General features: G+C 70.2%; 19 protein-coding genes. 10 read left to right on the top strand and 9 right to left on the bottom strand.

Translation table 11 applies throughout. The features are described 5' to 3' along the window. The 9 genes from ACZ61E_RS20105 (at position 1) to ACZ61E_RS20145 (ending at position 9,324) form a co-directional block, all read left to right on the top strand. A complete protein-coding gene (locus ACZ61E_RS20105) occupies positions 1 to 897 on the top strand; it encodes a hypothetical protein (RefSeq protein ID WP_469701132.1) in 897 nt (298 codons plus the stop codon). Beyond that, on the top strand, positions 890 to 2,449 hold the full coding sequence (locus ACZ61E_RS20110) for a CpaF family protein (RefSeq protein WP_469701133.1): 1,560 nt from the start codon (positions 890 to 892) through the stop codon (positions 2,447 to 2,449). Before ACZ61E_RS20105 ends, ACZ61E_RS20110 begins: the two co-directional genes overlap by 8 nt. Beyond that, positions 2,449 to 3,363: a type II secretion system F family protein gene (locus tag ACZ61E_RS20115; RefSeq protein ID WP_469701135.1), complete on the top strand. Its 915-nt coding sequence runs from the start codon at positions 2,449 to 2,451 to the stop codon at positions 3,361 to 3,363. Before ACZ61E_RS20110 ends, ACZ61E_RS20115 begins: the two co-directional genes overlap by 1 nt. Then, positions 3,360 to 4,268: a type II secretion system F family protein gene (locus ACZ61E_RS20120; RefSeq protein ID WP_469701137.1), complete on the top strand. Its 909-nt coding sequence runs from the start codon at positions 3,360 to 3,362 to the stop codon at positions 4,266 to 4,268. The genes ACZ61E_RS20115 and ACZ61E_RS20120 overlap by 4 nt, the downstream gene beginning before the upstream one ends. An 85-nt stretch (positions 4,269 to 4,353) precedes the next feature. Beyond that, the gene (locus ACZ61E_RS20125) at positions 4,354 to 4,560 is read left to right on the top strand and encodes a hypothetical protein (protein WP_469701138.1); all 207 of its coding nucleotides are present in this window, start codon (positions 4,354 to 4,356) and stop codon (positions 4,558 to 4,560) included. Positions 4,561 to 4,613: 53 nt separating this feature from the next. Continuing rightward, positions 4,614 to 4,970: a TadE/TadG family type IV pilus assembly protein gene (locus ACZ61E_RS20130; RefSeq protein WP_469701140.1), complete on the top strand. Its 357-nt coding sequence runs from the start codon at positions 4,614 to 4,616 to the stop codon at positions 4,968 to 4,970. Beyond that, positions 4,967 to 5,422 (top strand): TadE/TadG family type IV pilus assembly protein, encoded by a 456-nt coding sequence (locus tag ACZ61E_RS20135; protein WP_469701141.1) that lies wholly within the window; start codon positions 4,967 to 4,969, stop codon positions 5,420 to 5,422. Before ACZ61E_RS20130 ends, ACZ61E_RS20135 begins: the two co-directional genes overlap by 4 nt. A gap of 5 nt (positions 5,423 to 5,427) precedes the next feature. Further along, on the top strand, positions 5,428 to 5,889 hold the full coding sequence (locus ACZ61E_RS20140) for a pilus assembly protein TadG-related protein (RefSeq protein WP_469701143.1): 462 nt from the start codon (positions 5,428 to 5,430) through the stop codon (positions 5,887 to 5,889). A gap of 3 nt (positions 5,890 to 5,892) precedes the next feature. Further along, on the top strand, positions 5,893 to 9,324 hold the full coding sequence (locus tag ACZ61E_RS20145; RefSeq protein ID WP_469701144.1) for a LysM peptidoglycan-binding domain-containing protein: 3,432 nt from the start codon (positions 5,893 to 5,895) through the stop codon (positions 9,322 to 9,324). A 286-nt stretch (positions 9,325 to 9,610) separates the two neighbouring features. Here ACZ61E_RS20145 and ACZ61E_RS20150 read toward each other — a convergent pair whose 3' ends face one another. The 9 genes from ACZ61E_RS20150 to ACZ61E_RS20190 all read right to left on the bottom strand — a co-directional run bounded on the left by ACZ61E_RS20150 (position 9,611) and on the right by ACZ61E_RS20190 (position 19,430). Then, a complete protein-coding gene (locus ACZ61E_RS20150) occupies positions 9,611 to 11,206 on the bottom strand; it encodes a DUF2637 domain-containing protein (RefSeq protein ID WP_469701146.1) in 1,596 nt (531 codons plus the stop codon). Positions 11,207 to 11,396: 190 nt separating this feature from the next. Continuing rightward, a complete protein-coding gene (locus ACZ61E_RS20155) occupies positions 11,397 to 12,515 on the bottom strand; it encodes a hypothetical protein (RefSeq protein ID WP_469701147.1) in 1,119 nt (372 codons plus the stop codon). Then, positions 12,512 to 13,177: a P-loop NTPase family protein gene (locus ACZ61E_RS20160; RefSeq protein ID WP_469701149.1), complete on the bottom strand. Its 666-nt coding sequence runs from the start codon at positions 13,175 to 13,177 to the stop codon at positions 12,512 to 12,514. Before ACZ61E_RS20160 ends, ACZ61E_RS20155 begins: the two co-directional genes overlap by 4 nt. Before the next feature lie 254 nt (positions 13,178 to 13,431). Further along, positions 13,432 to 14,223, bottom strand: coding sequence for a hypothetical protein (locus tag ACZ61E_RS20165; protein WP_469701151.1), 792 nt, complete (start codon positions 14,221 to 14,223; stop codon positions 13,432 to 13,434). A gap of 228 nt (positions 14,224 to 14,451) precedes the next feature. Beyond that, on the bottom strand, positions 14,452 to 15,468 hold the full coding sequence (locus ACZ61E_RS20170; protein ID WP_469701153.1) for an ATP-dependent DNA ligase: 1,017 nt from the start codon (positions 15,466 to 15,468) through the stop codon (positions 14,452 to 14,454). 231 nt (positions 15,469 to 15,699) lie between these two features. After that, a complete protein-coding gene (locus ACZ61E_RS20175; protein ID WP_469701154.1) occupies positions 15,700 to 15,885 on the bottom strand; it encodes a hypothetical protein in 186 nt (61 codons plus the stop codon). 396 nt (positions 15,886 to 16,281) lie between these two features. Further along, positions 16,282 to 17,508 (bottom strand): hypothetical protein, encoded by a 1,227-nt coding sequence (locus ACZ61E_RS20180; RefSeq protein WP_469701156.1) that lies wholly within the window; start codon positions 17,506 to 17,508, stop codon positions 16,282 to 16,284. A 695-nt stretch (positions 17,509 to 18,203) separates the two neighbouring features. After that, positions 18,204 to 18,467 (bottom strand): hypothetical protein, encoded by a 264-nt coding sequence (locus tag ACZ61E_RS20185; protein ID WP_469701158.1) that lies wholly within the window; start codon positions 18,465 to 18,467, stop codon positions 18,204 to 18,206. Between the two features lie 336 nt (positions 18,468 to 18,803). Then, complete coding sequence (locus ACZ61E_RS20190; protein ID WP_469701159.1) at positions 18,804 to 19,430, bottom strand: hypothetical protein; 627 nt, start codon at positions 19,428 to 19,430, stop codon at positions 18,804 to 18,806. Between the two features lie 146 nt (positions 19,431 to 19,576). Here ACZ61E_RS20190 and ACZ61E_RS20195 point away from each other — a divergent pair, with 146 nt between their 5' ends. Continuing rightward, positions 19,577 to 19,870, top strand: a complete 294-nt coding sequence (locus ACZ61E_RS20195; RefSeq protein WP_469701161.1) for a hypothetical protein — start codon at positions 19,577 to 19,579, stop codon at positions 19,868 to 19,870. Positions 19,871 to 20,306: the final 436 nt, after the last annotated feature.

A 20,306-nucleotide genomic window follows, 5' to 3' on the forward strand; every position in this document is an offset into this window, starting at 1 on the left:
ATGGCCCTGATCGCTCTGGTGTCGGCGAAGTCTTCCGGCGTGACGACCGCGGCGGCCGCGCTCGCGCTGGCCGGCAGGCGCCCTGTCCTGCTGGCCGAGCTGGACCTGTCGGGCGGAAGCCTGCGGCACGGGCTGCTGCGCGATGTGCGGCGCGGCGGGCGGGAGCTGGACGGGACGACCGGTGTGCACCGGCTGCCGCAGGCGGACTGGGAGCGGGCGGAGGGCCAGGAGTTCACCCCGGCCGTGTCGGCGCATCTGTGGCCGCTGGATACGAGCGACTACCGGTTCGCCCTGCCCGGTGTCACCGACCCGAGGCAGGCCGCGTCGCTGACGCAGACGTGGCCGGTGCTGGGCAACGTCCTTCAGCTCATCGACCAGCGGCTGGGCTGGGACGTACTCGTCGACGCCGGGCGCCTGGTCCTTCACGCGGGCCGCCCGCACCCTGTGCTGAGTCCCGTGCCGGTGCTGCGTGCGGCCGACCTGGTGCTGGTGGTTGTCCGCGCCACCGAGGAGTCGCTGGTCCTGTCGCGTCCGGTGGTCGAGGCCCTGGCCGACGACCTCGCCGGTCACGGGCGCGGATCGCGCGGGCTGGGACTGCTGCTCCTGGGGCCAAGTACCTACCGGCGGCAGGAGGTTGAACGGGAGCTTGGGGCGCCGGTGCTCGGCACGCTGCCGTGGGACGAGCGGACGGCAGCCTGCCTCACGCACGGCACCGGTATGCCGCGCGGGTTCGCCCGCTCGGCGCTCATGCGCGGCGCCCGTGAGGCGATGGGCCCGCTGCGCGAGTACGCCGACCGGCACCGGCTCCAGCAGCAGATGAGTGCCGCACACGCGGCCACCCCGGCGATGGACCGCATGGTCCAGCAGCTCGCCGCGCGCGGTGGTTCTCATGGGTGAGCCGCGGATGTCGAAGCCGGTGAACGGACAAGGGGCGCACACCCGTCTCGGCGGACTGCTGTCCGAGCAGACCGCCGCCCCTGCCGGCGTCGCGGGTGCCCCGAGGGTGGAGGCTTCCGGCGGGAGCGTGTCGCCTTCCGACATCAGCGCCCCCACGTCGATGCCCGGTCTGGTGCCGGTTCCGTGGCCGGAGATCACCCGGCTGCGGCAGCAGGTCGCCGACGACGTCGACACCATCAAACGCCAGGCCCGGCGCTCCGGTGCGCTCATGAGCGACGCCGACGCGGAGGCGGCCGCGCGCGCGGCCGTACGCAAGCAGGTCGCCCGGTGGGCGCAGGACTGGGCGCTGAAGCACACTCCGTTGGGCCCCGACGAGCTGGAGCGGGTACGGACCGAGGTGTTCAACCTGCTGTTCCTGGCGGGTGCGTTGCAGCGGGTGCTGGACCGGCCCGGGGTGGAGGACGTCCTGATCGACGGGGAGTTGATGCTCGTTGACTCCCACGGGCGTACCGAGCGGCTGCGTTCGCCGTTCTCCAGCCGGGAGCAGGCGGTGGAGTGGGTCAACCAGATGGCCGGCGCCTCCGGGCACGGTGAGCGGCAGCTGTCGTACACGACGGGCAAGGTCGACTTCCGCCTGCCGGACGGGTCGCGGGTCGCCGCGACGGTCCTGACGACGCATGTCACGATCGCGATCCGCCGGCACGGGACGATGCTGTCCACGCTGCGCGACCTGGTGGAGCGGGGCACGGTCGACCCGCTGCTGGCGACGTTCCTGTCGTGCGCGGTGAAGGCAGGTCTGACGATGGTCATCGCCGGGGACATGGGCACCGGCAAGACGACGCTGATGCGCGCGCTGGGGCGTGAAGTCCCGGCCCACGAGCGGCTGATCACCCTGGAGAGCGACCGGGAGCTGTACCTCGACACCCCGGACACCCCCGCGCACACCCTGGCGTTCGAGGCCCGCGAGGGCAACGGTGAGCGTGACGTGTCGGGGCGGATGAGCGGTCAGATCACGCTCGCCGAGCTCGTGCAGACCTCGATGCGGTACAAGGCGGACCGGGTCATGGTCGGCGAGGTCCGCGGCGAGGAGGCCGTGGCGATGCTGGAGGCGATGATCGCCGGGGGCTCGGGGTCGATGTGCACGATCCACGCCCGGGACCCGGAGTCGGTGATCGAGCGCCTGATGGTGCCGCTGTCCCGCGCCGGATTGTCCGACCAGGCCGGGTACCGGCTGATCGCCGCAGCCGTCGACCTGATCGTCTACATCGACAAGAGCGACCACCGGCCCCACGGCGGCCAACTGCACCGCTACCTGACCCACGTGTGGGAGACCGCGGGCCGCGGCGAAGGCGGCGGTGTCGCTCTCGCGCGGATCTTCGCACCCAGGGATCCGCAGGACGCCGAGCCGCCGCTGCGCGCGGACGTACGGGCGATGCCGACACGGACTCCGGTCAGCGAGCGGCGGATGCGGAAGCTGGAGGCGGCGGGGTTCGACCGCCGGTGGCTCGGTGCCTACCCCAACGGGCAGTGGCCGGAAGGGCCGGTGGCGTGATGGGCCTGTCGTCTCTCGGGGTTCTGGGCATGCTGGCCGGGCTGCTGTTCGTCGCGGGGATCTGCGGTGCGGTGGCCGCACTGCGCGGCTGGGCACCGGGCAGGGCCACCAGCGGCGGGACCGGGCCGGCTCGGGCCGCGAGGCGGGCGGTGGAAGAGCTGCCGGCGGGGTGGCGGGCCAACTACCGCTACCTGCTGGCCGCTTCCGTGGTCCTGGGCGCCGTGGTGTGGGCGTGGACCGGGTGGCCGATGCACGGGGTGGTCGCCGGTGCCGCGCTGGCGGGGCTGCCGTTCGTGCTGCACCCCGGCGGGTCGGCCCGGGCGCAGATCGAACGGCTGGACGCGGTCGGCGAGTGGTTGCAGCAGCTGGTCAGTGTCCACGGCAGCGGCAAGCCGCTGGAGCAGACGATCCGGGAACTCACCACCGTGCCGCTCGCGGTGCGCGGAGAGGTCGACGCGCTCGCCCGCCGGCTGGAAGCCGGTATGCCGGCCCGCCGGGCCTACCGGGCGTTCGCCGACGACATGGGCGACCTGATCGGCGACGACCTCACGATGCTGCTCCTCGACCACGCCGCCACACGCGGTCCGGGACTTGCGCGGGTGCTGGAGGCGAAGGCCGCCTCCGTCGCCCGCAAGGCGGCGGGGCTGCGGGACGTGGACGCCGAGCGGGCCAAGTCCCGCGCCAACGCCCGCCGGGTGTCCCTGTTCGTCCTGCTGGTGGTGGCCGTGGCGCTGGCCAACCCGGCGTATACCGCCCCGTACGGCACCGGCCTTGGCCAGGCGGGACTGCTGCTGCTCGGGGCGGGGTTCGCCGGGGCGCTGATGTGGCTGCGGAGGATGGCGCGGCCGCGCGCCGAGCCCCGGCTGCTGCTGACACCGGCCGAGCGCGAGAAGCGGACGGGGGCACGGTCATGACGATGTCGGTGGGCGGACTGCTGTCCGGGGCGCTGGTCGCGCTCGGACTCGGGCTCGCGGTGCGGGCGCTGCTGCCGCGCCGGGTCCCGCTCGGGCAGTTGATGCTCCGTACCCATCACCCGGAGGCGGGCCCGCGGCCGCCGGCCGGGCCGGTGGGCGGCGGTTCGGCCGGGGCGGTGTGGGCGGAGCGGATCGGCACGCGGCTGCTTCAGACCGGTGGTGTCGCCGCCCGGCTCCCGGCCCGCGACCTGGTGCTGCTGGAGATGTCCCCGGCGGCGCTCGTGGGCCGGATGGCGCTGTACGGGCTGCTCGGGCTGCTGCTGCCGCAGTGGTTCGTGCTGCTGCTGACGCTCGGCGGGTTCTCGCTGCCGTTCGCCGTGCCGCTCGCCGCCGCCGTGGCCGGTGCGGTGTTCTTCGCGCTGAAGTCGCTCGATGATGTCCGGGCCAAGGCCCGCCGCGTACGGGAGGAGTACCGCTACTACACGGTGTCGCTGCTGGAGCGGGTCGCGCTGGCGCGGGCGTCGGACGCCGGCGCGGCCGAGGCCCTGGCCCGCGCGGCGGCCTCCGGCGACGGGCGGGCCGCGGTCCGGATCCACGACGCCCTCGAACACGCGAGGCTGTCCGGGATCAGCGCCTGGGACGCCCTGCGGCGCCTGGGTGAGGACCTGGGTGTGCCCGAACTCGCGAAGCCGGCCGCGTCGATGGCGCTCGCCGGGGAGGAACGTGCCGCCGTGTACGCGGCGCTGGAGCAGCAGGCGAACGCGCTGAGCCACGCTCTGGTCGCCGAGCAGAAAGCGGCGGCGAACGAGGACACCGAGAAAATGACGCTGCCGGGCCTGGCCATCGCGTTCCTGATGATCGTGTTCCTGGCGGCCCCGCCCCTCACCCAGATCATGTCGTTCTGACATGCCCGCCCCCGCCCGCACACACCCCGCACCCGGTCCCGGCCCCGTTGTGCCGTCGCCCCAACTCACTGCCGCTGGAGGAATCATGAGGCTCGTCCCCGCACCTGTCCGTCTGGCCCTGTTCAAGATCCGCCGCCGCTGGGGCACCACCCGCTCCCGTATGTCGGACGCCGGGTACTCGGCCATGGAATGGGCGCTGATCACTGCTGTCGGAGGCGGCATGGTCGCCGCAGTCGCCGCCGTCGCGAACCCGAAGATCGCGGAGAAGGCCGCGCAGATCGCGGGTTTCTGATGGCCCTCTGTCAACGCCTTCACCGACGGTGGGCCCGCGCCACGGCCCCCGGCATGCGTGAGAGGGGCGCGGTGGAGTGGTCGATGGTCATGCCGCTGGCGCTGCTGATGCTCCTGACGCTCGTGCAGGCCGGTATCTGGCTCCACGCCCGCTCGGCGGCCCAGCACGCCGCGCAGAGCGGCGTCGACGCCGAACGCGTCCACAACGCCCCGCCCGGGGCGGGCAGTACGGCGGCGCACGATGTGCTGCGGCGGATGGGCGGCTCGGTCACCTCCCCGTCCGTCACCGTCGAACGTGCCGGCGGGCGGGTCAGCGTGCGGGTCGACGGCGAGGCGATCCTCCTGCTGCCCGGGATGAACGTCTCGGTGAGCCAGCGCGTCCAGGCGCCCGTCGAGGAGTTCACCCCATGACCCGCCGGCCACGCACGTACTGCGGGGAGCGCGGAAGCGCGGCCCTGACCACGGCGATCGCCACCCCGATGGTGCTGTCCCTGCTCGCGCTGACCATCGCCGGCGGTCGGATCGTCCTCGCCCAGTCCGCGGCTGATGCCGCCGCCCGCGCGGCGGCCCGTACCGCTTCCCTCACCACCGACCCCACCACGGGCGAGGGTGCGGCGCGCGACGCCGCGACGGCCAGCCTCCGGGACTCCGGGCTGTCCTGCACACAGGTCGACGTCACCCTGAACACCGGGGGCCTTCACGCTCCGGTGGGACAGGCCGCGACCGTCCAGGCGACGGTCAGCTGCACCGCCCCACTCAGTGACCTCGCGCTGCCCGGCCTCGGCGGCAGCAAAACCCTCACCTCCACGATGACCAGCACGGTCGACCAGTGGCGCGCCCGCAGCGAAGCGGGTGACACATGACCCGCATGCCCACCATCAGCTTCCGCCGCCTGGTCCACGGCCGCCGCCGCCCGCGGCCGGCCGCGGGCGAGCGCGGCGCGATGGAGCTGTTCTACGCCGGGATCGCGCTGCTGGGGTTCCTCCTCGTCGGCCTGGTCGTCGACCTCGGCGCCCAGCTCAACACCTCCTCCCGCGCCGACTACCTCGCCCAGGAGGCCGCCCGCGCGGGCGCCCAGCAGATCGACCCCGGGCAGGCCATCACCGGTGAAGCGATCGTCGTCGACCCCGACGCCGCGCGCAGCGCCGCGTCGGCGTACCTGACCGCGCAGGACGTCGAGGGCGACGTCACCGTCGGCGGCGACGGAGTGACCCTGACGGTGACGGTCCGCACGGTTCACCGGCCACTGTTCTCGTCCCTGATCGGCGTCGGCGACCTGCCGGTGACCGGACGCGGCAGCGCCACCTTGCTCCACCAGGCCGGAGGCTGACCCATGCCCACACCACGATCCCGCACCCGCACCCCTAGCCGTCGCCGTACCGGCACCGGTGGCGGCTGGCCGTCGGCCGCGGGCCGCGCCCTGTTCGCACTCGCTGTCCTGGCCGCCCTGGTCGCCGGCGTGCCCGCGCTGCTCCTGGACGTCGGGCAGCTGCCCTCCGGTGTGCCGTCACCCGGCGGCATCCGCACGGCCTTGACCGGGCCGGACGACGGAACGCTGCTGATGACCGCGCTCACCCTCGGCGCGTGGACCGCCTGGTCGTGGCTGACGATTCCCGTCCTCGCGGAGACGGGGGCCGTCCTCGCCCGCCGTACGGCGCCGCGCCTGCCGGGCATGGGCACCGGACAGCGGCTCGCCGGGTTCCTCCTCGGCAGCATCCTCCTCGCGGCCCCGGCCGCAACGGCGGTTGCCGCACCAGCACCCGCGGCGAGCGCCCCTCACGCCCAAGCCCCCGGAGCCCCGGAGTCCGGGGGTACGGCCGGTCAGTCACAGCAGGCCCGCAGCGAAGCCGCCGATCCGGACAGGGAAGCGCATCTCCCGGCAGCGGCCGCAACAGCCGGTCCCCGGCACACGGTCGGCGAGGGAGGCACGACGTACTGGGACCTCGCCGAGACGTTCCTCGGCAGCGGACTGCGCCACCAGGACATCAAGGACCTCAACCCCGGTCTGCCCGAAGGCACCCTCCTGCCCCCGGGCGCCGTCGTTCAACTGCCGCCCGACGCGGCCCAGTCCACCCCGCATGAGCGGGAGGAGGCCGGGCCCGCCCCGCAACTCGCGGCAGCCCCCGCGGAGTCGGGCACCGCAGACCCCAACACCCCCACCACGTATTCCGTCCGGGCCGGCGACTACCTGTCGAAGATCGCGCAGGAGGAGCTCGGCGACGCGAGCGCCTGGCCCGAGCTGTTCGACGCCAGCAGGGGCAAGGACCAGCCGGACGGGCTGCCGGAGATCACCAACCCGGACATGATCCACCCCGGACAGGTCGTCACCCTCCCCGCCGCCTCCCCACCATCCGGCGGCCCCGGAGCCAGGCAGGGCAAGGACCAGCCGGAAGAACCGGAGAGCCCCGGCAGCCCGGGTCCCGGCGACGGCAGGGCCGCACCGCCGCCCCCACCGGACAGGACTCCCTCCGGCCCGCCGACCGCCGAGGACAGCCAGGCAGCACCCTCCCCGTCCAACACCCCGCCCACGACCGCACCATCATCCCCGCCGGCATCCACGACGCCGGACACCCCCAGGCCCGCCCCGACCACCGTGCCGACGGACTCGACGGAGCCGGCGGCCACCAGCCACAGCATCCGGGCCGTCGCCAGCGCGTTCGCGCTCCTGGCCGCGGCCATCACCGGCGCGCTCGCCCTGCGCAGGCTCCTCCAGCGCCGACGCCGTAAACCCGGCGAGACCATCGCCATCGCCCACGAGACGTCGACCGCCGAGGCCCAACTCGCGCAGGCCGCGGAGCAGTCCGACGCCGCACGTCTCGACCTCGCGCTGCGCACCCTGGCCCATCACGCGCAGGACACCGCACAGCCCCTGCCCGAACTGCGGGCCGCCCGGATCGGAACCCGGACACTCGCCGTTCTGCCCGCCGACCCCACGGCCGAGCAACTCCCGCCGTTCACCACCGGCGACGGCGGGGGATGGTGGACACTCCCCCACGACGCCGTCCTGCTGCCCGTCGACGACGCCCAGCAGATCCCCGCCCCCTACCCGGCCCTGGCGACGCTCGGCGCCACCGAGAGCGGCGACCTGGTCCTCCTCAACCTCCCCCATCACCAGGTCCTCCTCCTCGACGGCGAACCCGCCCACGTCCAGGAGGCGTTGCTGTCGCTGGCGCTGGAACTCGGGATGAGCCCGTGGTCCGCGGACTGCGAAGTCGCCGTCGCCGCGTTCGGTGAAGGACTCCCCCAGCTGCTGCCGACGTCGCGCATCGCGCACATGAGCCAGGCCGAGCACGCCGCCAAGGACTTCAGCCAGCGCCTGCTGGAGACACGGCAGCTCCCCGACGCCTCCCTCCACCCGCACGTGATCATGTGTGCCGCTCTCGCCCCGGACGCGGCCTGGCAGCTCGCCGAAAGCATCGACCGGGCCGGCGACCTGCCGGTCGCGCTGATCGCCCCGGCCGCCGGCGTTGCCGCGTACTTCCCCCACGCCGAGGTCATCAACGTCAACCGCGGGCCCCAGGACCTCGAAGGGATCGGCGCGCCGGTCACCGTCCAGCGGCTGGAGCCCGCCGCGTACGAGCAGATCGTCACCGCGCTCGCCGTCTCCGGCGAACCCGCGAACCCCCCGGAAGGCCCCTGGCGCAACGTCCCCGGCGAAGAGCAGTTCCCCCACTCCCCCGACACCGGCCCGCCTTCCGCCCACGCCCACGACCACGACCACGACCGTGAGCCGCAGCCCGAAACGGGGGACACAGGCGAGGAGACCGGAGAAGAGTGGGCGCGGGAGAGCGAACCGGGCACCGAGCAGCAGCCCCATGCCGGGAGGGCGACCAGCGTCTTCACCGCCCTGGTGACCGGGTCCGGCGATCCCGCCGAGGTCCCCCCGGTCCCCCGGGTCACCGTCACCGGGCACACCGCCCCGCACAGGACCGCTCCCCCGGCACCGGACTCCACCGAGCAGGACGAGCCAGGCGTTCCCGAAGTCAGCGTGCTGGGGCCGGTGGAGGTGACCGGTGTCGCGATGACCGGCCACGGCCCCCGGCTGGCGCAGCTCGCCGCGCTCCTGCTACTGAAGCCCGGCCGCAGCTCCGACACGATCTGCGCGGACATGGACCCCGTCAGTCCCTGGTCGCTGTCCACCCTCACCGCGCGCATGCGGGGCCTGCGCAGCAGCCTCGGTACCGACACGGACGGCACCCCGTACATCCCGCGCCGCCAGTTCAAGGACGACCCCTGCGCCATCTCCCCGCACGTACGGTGCGACTGGACCCGCTTCACCGAACTCGCCGAACACGCCCTTCGCCACGGGCCGGACGGGGTGCACGGCCTGGAGGAAGCCCTCGCGCTGGTGCGCGGACGACCGTTCGGCACACACCCACTGCCGTGGAGCGAGCCCTATCAGCAGGAAATGATCACCCGCATCGTGGACGTGGCCCACACCGTCGCCACCTACCGCACCACGCCCGGCCCGCATCATGACCTTGTGCTCGCCCGTCGAGCCGTCACCACCGGACTCGAAGTCGACGAGACGTCAGAACTCCTCTACCGCGACTACTTCCGTATCGAGCACGCGGCCGGCAACCGGCCCGCGATCCACACCGCCATGATCAGACTCCAGAAGATCAACCGCACACTCGACTGCCCGATGGAGATCGAGACCGAGCAGCTCCTCAACGAGCTGCTCCACACCAGAGGCGTCCGCCCCACGGGCCGTCGGCCATCCCCGGAGCCCCAGACGAGAGTCCCGAGCGGCCACACCGGCTGAGCGCAGGCGGCCACCGCAGACAACTCACCCGCCACGGTGGCACCTTCGCGCAACGAAGCGCGCATCGGCCACCGTCCGTCCCGCCCCGGTACGACGGACCGTCAGTCCAGGTGTCGTCGTCGGTGGCCGCTGCGGTTGACCGGCCACCGCATCAGCCCTGGTCCGGCCATCGGCCACCAGGCATCGGCCACCCATCGGCCACGGACATGACGGTGGCCGATGACCTGCTGAGGTCATCGGCCACATGCGAGATCGGCCACCGTTTCCGACAGCTCGTCAGCCGCCGCTACACCGAGCGCAACGGCACCCGGTGCCTCTCCCGGAGCTCCGCGCGGAGCTCGACCGCGCTGTTGAGACGACGCTGGCCGGTGCGTGTCGGAATGCCCAGTCGCCTGGCCACCTCCGCGCCCTTCAGCTCCCTCCCGGCAGCCTCTTCTTCCTCTATCCACTCGACAACCTGCACGATCTCCTGCCGGCGGGGATCCGGGTCCGGCTCATCGTCACGCTGCTCCGGCATGAGCGCAGTGGCCGCGGTTCCGTGGCCGGTGGCCGACGCCTCCCACACCGTGTGCCCCGCGGCGACGGTAGGACCGTCCATCGCTGCGCCGTTCATGCCGTCGGCCATCTGGTGAGGCGGCATCCCCCTGGCGGCCATTCGTCCGCCGACCGGGCCCGTGGCTGCGGGCACGCGCTCGGTGGCCGAAGGCTCCGGTACGGGCTGCGACTGCGCGGACAGGTGCGCGTACTCCGTCGGGGCTGTGGCCGGACCTGTCATCTCCGGCGCGGATCGGCCACTGTCCCCATCGGCCACGTCACGGTCATCGGCCACTCCGCCGTCGGCCACTGCGGCTTCCGCTTGAACGAGCTCGCGGACGGTGGCCGCGAGCTCGCGCTCATCGATGTGTACGCCGTAGGTCCGGATGAGGTACTCGTCGAACTGCCGCACGTCGGGGAATGCCCCGTACTCGGCAGCGTAGGCCCGGTACGCGTCTTCGAACGTCACCTGCTCCGGGGCGGACTCGGGCTCGGGCTCGGGCGGCACCGGGACGCTGTCCGGCGCAATTGGCTCATCCCGGCGCTCCGGTTCAGCAGCGTCGATCGCGTACGGACCGGACTCCGTCGCCGGCAACGAGCGCGAGCTCTCCTCGCTCGGCGCGTCGGCCCGCACGACGGACACCGAGGCCGGTTCGATGCCCGCCGCGGCGAGACCGGCCGGGCCGGTGTCCGCCAGCGGGACGCCGTACTTCGCGAGCCGCAGCGGCATCATCGCCTCGATGGGCGCCTTGCGGCGCCAGTTGCGGCCGTAGCGCGCCTGGAGGCGGGCCTGGTAGATGAGCCGGTCCTGTTCGAGCTGGATGATGTCCTCGTAGCTGCGGATCTCCCACAGCTTCATCCGGCGCCACAGCTTGAACGTCGGGACGGGCGACAGCAGCCAGCGGGTGAGGCGGACACCCTCCATGTGCTTGTCGGCCGTGATGTCCGCGATACGGCCGACCGCGTGGCGCGCCGCCTCGACGGAGACGACGAACAGGATCGGGATCACCGCGTGCATGCCCACGCCGAGCGGGTCCGGCCAGGCGGCGGCGCCGTTGAAGGCGATCGTCGCGGCGGTGAGCAGCCAGGCGGTCTGGCGCAGGAGCGGGAACGGGATCCGCATCCAGGTCAGCAGCAGGTCGAGCGCGAGCAGGACGCAGATGCCCGCGTCGATACCGATCGGGAAGACGATCGAGAACTGCCCGAAGCCCTTCTTCTCGGCGAGGTCGCGCACGGCGGAGTACGACCCCGCGAAACCGATCGCGGCGATGACAACCGCACCGAAGGTGACGACGCCGATGAGTATCCGGTGTGTGCGCGTCAGTTGCACTGTGGTTCCCGCGGTCACGTGGTGCGCCCCTCCAGCATCTGGCATCACTCCTTGAGCGGCTTTCACACTCTCACGCTCGGTCGCGAGGGAGGATCGTTCGGATGGTCACGAGAGGGATCGTCAACGAAAAGTGACCGCCGAAAGCGATGAGGAGGCGCCCCTGACCGGGTCGCCTCCTGCATGCTGGTCACCCAAATTTGGGTGACTGTCACCGGTCGGCAAGTGCGTCCTCTGCCGCCTTGCGGATCATGTCTGCGGAGGACGCGATCCTCCGCAAGGTCTCTGGGGAACCGCCGACCATCTTCAGCTCGATGCCTTCCGTCAGCCCAGAGAGCGCAGCGGCAACGTCGTTGGCCTTCTCCTCGCTCACCAGCTCGGCGTCTAGGACCTCGTCATCTGCGTGGCCTTCATGCGGGCCGTCTCCCGATCTTGGGGGACCCTGCCCTTCTGGGGCGGCCAGTGAATCGCCGCCTCCAGCTGGGCCGTCACCGTTCGGTTCCGGGGCAGCCGGCGAATCGTCTCGACCACTGGGGGAGTCGCCCAAATTTGGGTGACCGGCCGGATCGTTGCTGCCTGTGTCGTCCGGCTTGCGCGAGGAGGTCGAAGGGCTCGTCTGCCCCGGGACAGCCGGTGCGATTGCCTTTGGGCGGGCGACGAACTCGGCGACCGGAAGAGGCGCATCGGACGGCAGCTCTTGCACCGACCGTTGAACCAGGGCCCTGAGGTTGGCTGCGGTCACGCGCTGCCCCTCGTCCTTGGCCCACGTCCAGAGGGCGACGTATCCCTGAGCAACCCGTTCGGTGCTGTAGTAGGGCAACAGGGGCAGAAGCGCCCGCACGTGCGAGTCCGGGATCATCTTCGGACTCACCCAAATTTGGGCGATCGCCCTCGCCAGTGGGTACTCCTGGATCATCCGGTTAGCGTCGGATTCGCTCAGACCGATCTCTTCGCAGTACTCCGGCCACGTCCTGCCGTTCTGGCGGAACAGCTTGCGTGCTTTGACTGACTCCAGCGCGGAACCTCGCATCCACTCCGCTTGGTCCGCGTTCGCGAAGGCGCGCTCACACCGGTCCAGCTCGTCCAACTCTTCCGTCGACAGCTCACCGACTGCATCGACCGGATTGGTTGCTGGAAGAAGATCGGGGGTGAATGGTTGCGGTCGCGGAGCCAAACCGGTGGGCTTGCGTGAAGCCGGGAGGCCCCCACTGCCAGTCTCGCTTCCGGATCCGTCACCACCCGCAGCGGCAGCGGCGGCCTTTTCCTCGCGTGCCAGGCGGCGTCGCTCCTTCTCTTCTTGCAGACGCTTCGTGTGTGACGTCGCGGTCACCGCTGCTCCTTGAGTCCGGTCTTCGCGAGCAGCAGTCCTCGCGTCTCCATCTCAGTGACGAGCGCACCGAAGGGGCCGCGCTTGGCACCGGAGACGGGGTAGCTGACTGACTGGCCGAACACCTCGGTCCTCGGGATGGTGGTGGTGAAGACGTTCCAGCCTTCGTCTTCCATCATTTCCCGGTACTGCTTCGTGGACCCGGCTCCGGTCACGGTGCGGTTGAGTAGCACCCATGCTGGCGGGGGCTGACGGTCGGGGCGGAGAGCTGCGCTCATGGCGATGATGTCGGCGATCTTCGTCTTGTCTGGAGGATCATCGACGCGGTCGAAGTCGGCTTTGGTGGGCGACATGTGGAGGATCACGAGGTCAGCCACTCGCAGCACGCTGTTGGTGATGTCGGGGTGGTTCTCGGTGTGACCGCAGTCAACGATGCCGATCTTGCCGTCCGGCACGAAGTGCTCGATGTGGAACTTCGCAGTGGCTGCGGGTTCAACGGGGAAGGGAAACTCTCCGGTGAGGCTCCAGTTGTAGAACTGCTGGGAGTGGTCGGCGTCGAACCCGTACGGTTCGTACTCGCCTTCTGCCTCCTCCAAAGCGTGCCCGAACCATCCGGAATTGGTAGTTTTTCCGCCTGTGCGGGGGGAGACGTTAGCGATGAGCATGAACCGACATTAACGGGCCCGGCAAGATCGTTGCATCAGTCATGACGAACCATCGATCCGCGTCGACCGTTGCCTACGACGCCCAGTGGTCAGTGTTCTTACGCTTCGCGGATTGGTTGATGTTCATCCGGTCCACGGGTACTCGACGACGGGCTGGCCATGAGCAACGTTGACGCGGGCGACGCCGGAAGCTGAGCAGTCTTCAGGGTCTCTTCCCGCGGACCTGGATGTGCTGAAGTCGCGAAGTGCGCCGGTCAGCGCGTTTCCATCAGCTCAACAGCGGCGGCGAGTGCGGCCTGGGCATCGGCGGTGCCCGAAGCGCCTCGAACAGATCGAACGGTGGCTGACACGTAGGTGGCGAGACTGGCCTTCTGGACCGGGGTGACACAGTCGGTCAGCACGGTGGCGATCTCCTCCAGCCAGTCCTCGGCCTCCTCGTTGTCCTGGGCGAGTTCGTCCCGGTGATGCAGGAGGCGCCGGGCAACTGACTTCATGAGGACGTGACGGGCTTCCTCTTTCTGTTCGCGGCGGCGCTCAGCCCTCGCCGCCGCTTCGATCCGCCGCTCTTCTTCGAGGATGGCTTCGGGAGTACGGCGTACTGGCGTGCTGCCGGCCTCGGGGCCACGGAGAGCAGAACCACGCAGACGAACGGCCTTGTTGTAAGCGGCGCTCGCCGCTCGTACCGCGAGGGGCGCAGCCAGGGTGGACCACTCGGCTTTCGCGTCACGGGCGTCGTCGATGGCGCGGAGCTGGTGGATGTCGGTCTGCTCGCGCAGGTACTCCCACAGGCGGGTGCGGGTGACCGCCGCTTCACGGCGTGCTGCCTCGCCGAGGGGCTTGAGCGCGTCTCGGTTCTGCTCCAGATAGAGGAGCGCGCCGTACAGCTCGGAGTCTTCCGGCATCCGGTCGACCCGCGGGTCTTCGGCTCTCTCATGGAGGTCGCGCAGCTCGGCGATGGCTGCCGGCGCATCAATGGCACCGATGCGGATTGGGGCTTTGACCAGCGGTGCAGTGGGGTTGGTCCCTCTGCTCTTCTTCTTCGCCACGTCTTCCGCTTCTGCCACGTAGGGGCGATTCACAGAATGTGAAATGCCTCCGGGCCCCTGAGCGGCTGACCTCGTAGAGGTGCGGGCGCCGCAGGCCGGGCCCCCACGAACGAGCCCTGGTGGTTCGCCTCCCTGCCGGGGGCGTTCCCGATTGTATCGACCGCTTGCCATCTCCGTTCGGCATACGCCGCTGTCAGCCCCGGTCTGGCGAGCGGGCATGCGAGGTTCTCATCCTGACGAGGCCACAGATCCCGCTCCGTACGGGGCGACGTCCTCCGGCTTCTGGTCCAGGCGCAGCCGTACGAATCTCAGTGGGTGGCGGAACACGCCGCCGCGGTCAACGGCGGTGTCGGCGCTGATCTCGGCGACCAGGCCGGGGTTGACGAGGAGGGGGTGGAGGGGTTCTCGGCTGCCCCAGGTGGAGGTGAAGGTGACGCCGGTCCAGGGGTGTTCGGGGCCGGCTGGTGTGAGGTGGCCGGCGAGCTGGCGGGCTGTGTCTGGCCGGAGCGTGGTCGTACGGCCGATCGTCCTGAGTCGTCCGTTGTCGTCGTAGCGGCCGAGGAGGAGTTGTTGCGGCCGGGCGAGGGTGCCGGTGATTGCTCCGATCAGGGCTTCGGTCGAATCCCGTTGTCTCAGCTTGGTCCAGTCTCTTCGGCCGGGCTTGTACCTGCCGCCTACGGGCTTGAGTACGACGCCTTCGAGCCCGGGGATCTGCGTCCAGTCCCGGAGCCACTCCTGCGCGGTCTCCGGGTCCCTGGTCATCGGGCACAGCGTCCACGGTGCCGTCAGTGCGCGCTCGGCGAACAGGGTCTCCAGCAGAGCCCGGCGCTCCAGATAGGGCCGGTTGACGGTCTCTTCGCCATCGGCCTGCAAGATGTCGAAAGCAACGTAGTAGGCCGGGAGTGCGGCGGCGAGTTGGCGGGCGTTGCGGGTGCCGGAGACCGCGCGGCGCTGCACGGCCGCGAACGACAGCTCCGTCCCATTCCATACGACAAGTTCGCCGTCGAGGACGAGAGCTTGGGGGAGTTGGTCGTTCGCCGCGGTGACGAGGTCGGGGAAGGCGCCTTGGAACAGGTTGCCCCGACGTGACTGGAGCAGCACCGGCCCACCAGTGCGTGTCCCGGTGAACAGCAGAGCACGGAATCCATCCCACTTGATCTCGAAGGCGAGACGGCGGAGGGCGGCCGGGCCTGGGAGAGTGTCGACCGCCCGCGCGAGCATCGGCTCCACCACCGGACGCAACATGCAGGACCTCCCGCTCAGCTCGCGCCGTCAAACCCTGTCTACGCGGCAGCTCGCTGGTCGGCGACTCGGGGGAGTGCCTGTCCCCAGTGTGTGTCACTGGTGTTCGGCGCGCGAGTGCGAAGGATTCGCCTGCGGGGTGCTGATCGAAGGTGGGGGAGAGGTTCGTCGACGCTGACTCCGGTGTCCGTGCCGCCGGGGCGTCGCCCCGGCGGCACGGACACCAGGTCCGTTTCAGCTCTGAGTCGGCTCCGGCCTGATGGGCTGGTGATCTGCCAGCACCACACCCGGCTCCTCGTGCGTGGGCATGTAGAACGCCCACTCCTGGTCGCCGATCCTGAACCAGCCGCCGGGCCACGGGAAGTCGTCTGTCTGTAGTTCGAGGCCGCCGAGGGGGCCTTCCATGAAGCGCACCAGCATGTTGTACTCCGTCTGCTCATCGAGGCGGGCTGTCCGCCGTCGCCCCTTCTCTGGGCTCAGGGGTGCTTCGACAGCAACCCATCTCCCGGCCCCGGACCGCTAAGTGGACCAGGCGCCCTGATGCGCTCGACGCCTATCTCGGCCGGGAGTACAAGCGGTGGCCGGACCTGGATCGACCGCAGAGGACTCGCCCCGGTTGAACGCGAGCCCGGCCGTTCGGGAGAGAACCGCTACGCCGCCGACCAGGTCCAGATGCGCACGCCGGCCGCAAGGGCAGCGGCCGGCGCAACGCGGAGCACCTCAACGGCGAGTTCGTCTGACTCCACCCGCACGTCGGCGTTGTCACCGTGATCGTCGTGAGTGCCGTCTGGCCGGCATTCCGGTCGGCGGCGCGCTTCAGCTCGTCGCGGGTGCTGGTCTGATCGGGGCCGCTGAGGGCGGCAGTGCCAGATCGAGTAGGGCGTCGACGGTCTTGCCGTCCAACTCGCTGTCCAGATGGAGTGATCGTCGCAGGAGACTGCCGACGTCTCTGGGCTTGAGCCCGAGACGCACGCGGGCGAGCAGGCAGATCTCTCCGAAGAGCCCTGGCGTTTGACCTGGTTCGCGCAGGATGTACCAGTCGAGGAGCTTGACGACATCGGTCCTGATGTCACCGAGGGAGACGTCTGCCTTGTTCGTCTTCCCGGCGCGTTCGACGTCGTCGGCGAGGCCGCCGACGACTGCCTCGATGAGGGTGGTGCGTACGGCCGAGGTGGGGATGAAGCCGTCGGTGTTGTCGCTGAGGGCGACTGCGGGCCACCAGGCGAGGTGTGCGGCGGACTCCTCGCGCTTCGTCCTGCCGCGCCCGAAGAGGCGCTTGTCCTTACGATCGTCCGCGGCCTCAAGACCCTCAGAGATGATCTTCGTGAGGCGGTGGTGATCGGCGACGAGGCCCAAGGGCTGGTCGGTGCCGAACGGTGTCGTGGTGCCGGACAGGAGTGCCCGCGGCCCGTGGACCCTGCGATGCTGTTCGGCCCAGTCGCCGGCGACGGGCCGGGACCAGCGCGGGCCGTCGGGTGTTTCGGTCTGGGGAACGGGCAGCGTGCTGCGCCCGTGCTTCGGGTGCGGCAGGTCCTCGGGAGCCATGCCTGCGATCTGCGCCAGGCCGGCTCGGTCGACGAAGCGGGCCGGTTCGAGTTCCGGTGCCCGCAGGTCGATGACGCACCGGGCGAGTGGCAGGGAGCCGGGTCGGCGGGATGAGGCCCACAGGGCGAGATGGTCGTGCCAGTGGGGCAGCGGTTCCTCGGGGGCGGTGAAGTCGGCGATCTTCGCGATGCGGGCGTTGCCCGCTTCTCCCGGGTGGGCCAGGAGGTCCGCGGCCGTGACGGTGATGGCGTCCTGGACGGGGCGGGCGTCGTATCCCTCGTAGGCGCGGTCGACGACCTGGCTGGGCCGGTGCCATGCGGTGCCGTCCCACCAGTAGCCGCCGTGCCGGTAGAGGAACCCGTTGCGACCGAACATCCAGTCGTGATGCAGTGAACTCATGTCCTGGTCGCGGATCAGCAGAACGGTGCGTCCGTACTCAGGGTGCTGATGGACCGCCCACGCATACGCACGGTTCTTCGTCTCAGTCGTGAAGGCCACCCACCCTCCACCGCGTAACGTATCCGTGCGCCCCCACAGCCCTTCTCCCTGGCCGCGGCCGGTCCGCTCGATCGCGTCAGGATTGTCGAGAGGCAGCCGCTCATCGTTGATGAACGGCAACCCCGGAACCGGATAGTCGGTACGCAGTCCATTGGCGACCGGATGGATCATGTTCACAGCGCCCCCTATGAGATTCTCAGCGCTCCCGAAGCTCCTTGCCCCGGACTCACGCTCCTTCCATCCCTGCGACACGCCGGACAAGGCCAAACCCAGCACTTGGTCGGCTCTGCGACGTCGGGTTGGCCGGCGACACACGGTCTTCGGCGCCAACCGCATCATGCGCGACTTCCTGCACACCCGACACACGCGGCACCGCCGTCATCGCCGAGCTCAGCTGCGACCGCCCGGCCGCCGCCGCAGACCACCCGGGCGTCGCCTACCCCACCCTTACAACCTCACGTACACCACCGGGCCCGCGGAGACGATGACGGAACTCGACGGCGGCATGTACCAGTGTGCCGAGTGCACGGGGGCGGCCAGTGCCCGTGAGGATTATGCCGGGCTGGGCCGTCGGGGCGTTGATGCGCTGCCGCACGGTGCTGGTCCGGACGAAGCAACGCACCGCGGGGCCGGGCGTGTTGACAGACCAGGTTCGGGGGAGGGTTCCGAAGCGGCCAGACCCGTGATTGTGCAGGTCACCCGCCGGGGTTGATGATGCGGTCCTTGTGCTCGATGAGGACGGTCTTCACCGCTTCGCCGTACTTCTCGCGGTTCAGGTGCGCGCACTCGGGTTCCTGCGACACGTCCTGGACGTTGTCGGCGAGCAAGTTGCGCTCCAGCAGGTCCCGGCAGTCGGCCGCGGTGTACTCGGGGTCGTTGGAGCAGCTGGCGAGTGTGAGCGTCGCCAGGAACAGGGCCACGGTGGTGACAGGTGGTGTTCTGCGGGTGTTTCGGCGCATCAGGGCCCCTAAGGTCGGTTGAGGGCATCATCGGGCCTGTGAACGCCACATGGGGGCGGTGTGACGGAATGGTGACGTGTCATCAGTCGAAGACCGGGTGGAAGGTCCCTCCGCACGCCTAGCAGTCGACTTCGTGTGGCGCCTGGTACTTGGTTCCCCAGAAGCCGACGTCCGGACAGAAGACCCAGCAGTCCGTGCCGCAGTAGGGGCACTCGAAGTCGAAGTCCGCCCGCTCAGGATGGCAGCGGGCCGTACGTACCGCCAGGACACGGCAACGCCTGCGAACCAAGGCTGCCCCGACCGGAGTTGATCGGTGGGCAGTCGGTGTCAGAGCCCCTACGCCTTCTGCTCCTGGCGTGCTTGCTCTGCCGTGTCGCGGACTCGGGTGTCGAACTCGTCGGCGGCGGAAAGAGCACGCCGTGCAGCCTCCGGCGTAACTCCCAGAGCCCTGGATGCCGCAGCGGCGGCGCCTCGCTCGGTACCGAACGCCCGCTGCAAGTTGCCGGCCCGCAGCCGTGCGAGCAGGCGGATCTGCTCCCGGTGGGCGTCCATCTCCGCGCGGATCCTGCGGTCGATGACCACGGGGTCCGCGCCGCCATACCGCATCCCTGCCAGCCGTACCGCTTCCAGCTCATTGAGCGCGTCAAGGTCGCTCTCTTCCCGCCCGTCCTGGTCCAGGTAGTGGTCTGCCTCCTCGGGGGAGGCGAGGGCGTCGAGAACGAGAGTGAGGGTTTCCGTGATCCACGCGATGGCTTCGCCCACCGGTTCGTGGTCGAGCGTCCACAGGTCCTCGCCGGGCTCGGCCCAGGCGTGCCACACGGTGCTGTCGGTCTCGTCCAGCCAGACGCTGTGGTAGTCGGCGCCGGCGTTGGCGGTGATCTCGTCCATGAAGCGGGCGTGGGGTGCGCGGATGGCGACGGTTGCGGCGAGGGTCTCGTAGTCGTCGGCGGTTTCGATCTGCATGGCGCTCTCCTTCGGGTAGGTCGACACCTGTAATGCTGCCCTAGGGTAGCGATAATGCCAACCCCAGGGTAGCGAAAGTGGAGAGCGGCCCCTTAGGTAACGTGTCGTAATCATTCGACTTCGGAAAGTTCCAACTGGAGGTCCTGTTGTCTATCTACATGAAGTTGCCGTGGCTCTGTGCCGGCGTGGCAGTGTTGTATTGCTGGATGGCCTACCAAGCCTGGGCTCATCCGGACAAAGTGGCTGTAGGTGCGGCCAGGCTGAAGCTCAGCGTCCGAAATCTGCTCAAAGTGGAGATCGCCGTGGCAGCACTCTTCGTCACCTTGGCCGCACTCTTCTTCGCGACCGCGCCCGACATCCCGCAGCCGCCTCCCGAGCGCACCGTTCCCGAACAAGAGTGGGCTAGCGGCGACTTCGGGCCGGTGGCGGCGCGCCCGTAAGCATCGCCGCTCTCGACGCCCCGGAGGCGTGCCAGAGGACCCGAAAGGAGTCCGCCACTGATGCACCAGGTGAAGGAGTCACGGGTGAGGGAAGCGTGTTCTGCCACAGGCCGATCACGGCCTTGCTTTTCTCGGAGAGGTCGTACAGGTCGGCGATCTGCGCGTTCGTGAGCGCTTTGTTCACCGTGTAGATGAGGCGCGGCATGCTTCATTCGACGCCTACGCGAACCGAACTTACGAGCGGAGGCAGGTCAGCAGGGTCGCCGAATACCTCGGCCACGAGGGACCGTCCGCGACAGGCAGCGCCCGCATGCAGATGAGCTCGGCGACAGATCTGGTGCGCCGAGTCGCGATAGATGAGACTTGGTCGAGACAACTGACGCCGGCGGCCTGATGCGTGCGATGACGATCACCAGGATGGGGAGTCAATGGGGAT

It is taken from the genome of Streptomyces sp. NPDC104581, assembly GCF_055583685.1.

Coding starts and splice junctions, on each gene's coding strand:
- ACZ61E_RS20145 (WP_469701144.1), top strand. CDS start 5,893: ATGCCCACACCACGATCCCGCACCCGCACCCCTAGCCGTCGCCGTACC.
- ACZ61E_RS20160 (WP_469701149.1), bottom strand. CDS start 13,177: ATGCTCATCGCTAACGTCTCCCCCCGCACAGGCGGAAAAACTACCAAT.
- ACZ61E_RS20120 (WP_469701137.1), top strand. CDS start 3,360: ATGACGATGTCGGTGGGCGGACTGCTGTCCGGGGCGCTGGTCGCGCTC.
- ACZ61E_RS20190 (WP_469701159.1), bottom strand. CDS start 19,430: ATGCAGATCGAAACCGCCGACGACTACGAGACCCTCGCCGCAACCGTC.
- ACZ61E_RS20140 (WP_469701143.1), top strand. CDS start 5,428: ATGCCCACCATCAGCTTCCGCCGCCTGGTCCACGGCCGCCGCCGCCCG.
- ACZ61E_RS20185 (WP_469701158.1), bottom strand. CDS start 18,467: ATGCGCCGAAACACCCGCAGAACACCACCTGTCACCACCGTGGCCCTG.
- ACZ61E_RS20110 (WP_469701133.1), top strand. CDS start 890: ATGGGTGAGCCGCGGATGTCGAAGCCGGTGAACGGACAAGGGGCGCAC.
- ACZ61E_RS20170 (WP_469701153.1), bottom strand. CDS start 15,468: ATGTTGCGTCCGGTGGTGGAGCCGATGCTCGCGCGGGCGGTCGACACT.
- ACZ61E_RS20135 (WP_469701141.1), top strand. CDS start 4,967: ATGACCCGCCGGCCACGCACGTACTGCGGGGAGCGCGGAAGCGCGGCC.
- ACZ61E_RS20115 (WP_469701135.1), top strand. CDS start 2,449: ATGGGCCTGTCGTCTCTCGGGGTTCTGGGCATGCTGGCCGGGCTGCTG.
- ACZ61E_RS20175 (WP_469701154.1), bottom strand. CDS start 15,885: ATGCTGGTGCGCTTCATGGAAGGCCCCCTCGGCGGCCTCGAACTACAG.
- ACZ61E_RS20130 (WP_469701140.1), top strand. CDS start 4,614: ATGCGTGAGAGGGGCGCGGTGGAGTGGTCGATGGTCATGCCGCTGGCG.
- ACZ61E_RS20125 (WP_469701138.1), top strand. CDS start 4,354: ATGAGGCTCGTCCCCGCACCTGTCCGTCTGGCCCTGTTCAAGATCCGC.
- ACZ61E_RS20105 (WP_469701132.1), top strand. CDS start 1: ATGGCCCTGATCGCTCTGGTGTCGGCGAAGTCTTCCGGCGTGACGACC.